Annotated in this window: 2 protein-coding genes; both read right to left on the bottom strand. The window is 48.2% G+C overall.

The annotated features are described in order from the left end of the window. Nucleotides 1-750: DDE-type integrase/transposase/recombinase (locus GJ688_RS19690; protein ID WP_155478163.1), on the bottom strand; the 750-nt coding region annotated here is incomplete at its 3' end. Next, nucleotides 747-1259, bottom strand: a complete 513-nt coding sequence (locus GJ688_RS19685) for a transposase (RefSeq protein ID WP_155478162.1) — start codon at nt 1257-1259, stop codon at nt 747-749. The genes GJ688_RS19685 and GJ688_RS19690, both read right to left, overlap by 4 nt. Nucleotides 1260-1333 lie beyond the last annotated feature (74 nt).

Raw genomic sequence — 1333 nt, 5'->3', positions numbered from 1 at the left:
GCAAGTTCTGAATAACGACTCAGAATACGGGTTGTCGTTACTGACACGAGGCCTTGAGAAGGATGAACTGACACCCAACTTTTCGAGCAAGACAAGGAATGACGATGCCTTCATAGGGCTTCCATTATCCGAATGGAGCACCAATGGTCGTCCTTTAATTTTCTCTGAAATGACTGCTTTTTTAACCAGTTCAGACGCATATTCTGCGGTTTCCTTCTCCCAAATCTCCCATCCAACGATGCATCGGCTAAAGATGTCTAAGATCAAGTACAGCCGATAATAGATACCCTGGGCAGGACCGGGAAGCCAACTAATATCCCAAGACCAAACCTGGTTGGGGGCTTTCGCAATGTGTGTTTCCGGTGGATGCGAGCTCGGCCGTTTGCTTCTTCCTCGATGGTGTTGCTGTTCCGATTCTCGGAGGATTCGATACATGGTCGACTCGGAGGCGAGATAAACACCTTTATCGGCTAAGTCAGGCACGATTTGAGATGGGGGCAGACTACTGTATTCCTTTTGATGGACGGTGTTGAGAACTTCTTGTCTCTCTTCTTCCGTCAGCTTGTTCTTCGGTACGGGACGCTGTGCCCGTGATCTTCCGTCGGCAATGTTATCTCCGGATTTGCTCCATCTTTCATAGGTCCTTCTTGATATATTTAGTATGTTGCAAGCCTTTGAAACCCTGGCTCCGTTCGCGTTCGCTTCATTGATCAGTTCTACAGCTGTTTTGCGATCTTGGGCACTGATCATTCGTCCTCTGGCTCCCCCCAAATCGCTTGGACCTTTTTTTGCAAAATCAAAAGGGCTGCGGTTTCTGCCAGGGCTTTTTCCTTTCGACGCAAGTCTCTCTCTAGGCTTTTACTGCGTTTTTTCTCCTCGCGTAGTTCCGTCTTTAATTCTTTGCTTTCCGCCGTCTGTCGAGCGTTGGCATGAAGGCAGGCTTCCCGCCATGCTTCAATTTGTTCCGGATATAACCCTTTTTTGCGGCAATACTCACTCAGAACATTCTCATTCATGGCGTAGGTTTCCATGACAATAAGAAACTTGTCTTCCGAACTCCATTGCTCGGATTCACGCCCGTCCCCTGGTGTTGCGGTTCCGTTTATCCGTGCTTCTCGTCTCCATTTATATAAAGTCACCTCAGTGACACCCGTCTCTTCTGACAATTCGGCTACGGTGGCGTTCTCTGGCGGCATCATCCGACGGATGATGGATTCTTTAAACTCTGGACTGTATTTATGTCCTCGTTGGCCAGTCATGTGTACGTCCTCCCTAAAGGCTTTTTATAATTATAATCCTTTAGGTCCTGCGTCAACTAGCCTAACACAGGGGG

Source organism: Heliobacterium mobile (genome assembly GCF_009720735.1).
GTDB lineage: Bacteria > Bacillota > Desulfitobacteriia > Heliobacteriales > Heliobacteriaceae > Heliobacterium > Heliobacterium mobile.
Note: the sequence above shows the minus strand (reverse complement) of the source record. Positions and strands in the feature narration are given on the sequence as shown.

Excerpts from the sequence above, each read along its gene's own strand:
- GJ688_RS19685 (WP_155478162.1), bottom strand. The coding sequence starts at position 1,259 with ATGACTGGCCAACGAGGACATAAATACAGTCCAGAGTTTAAAGAATCC.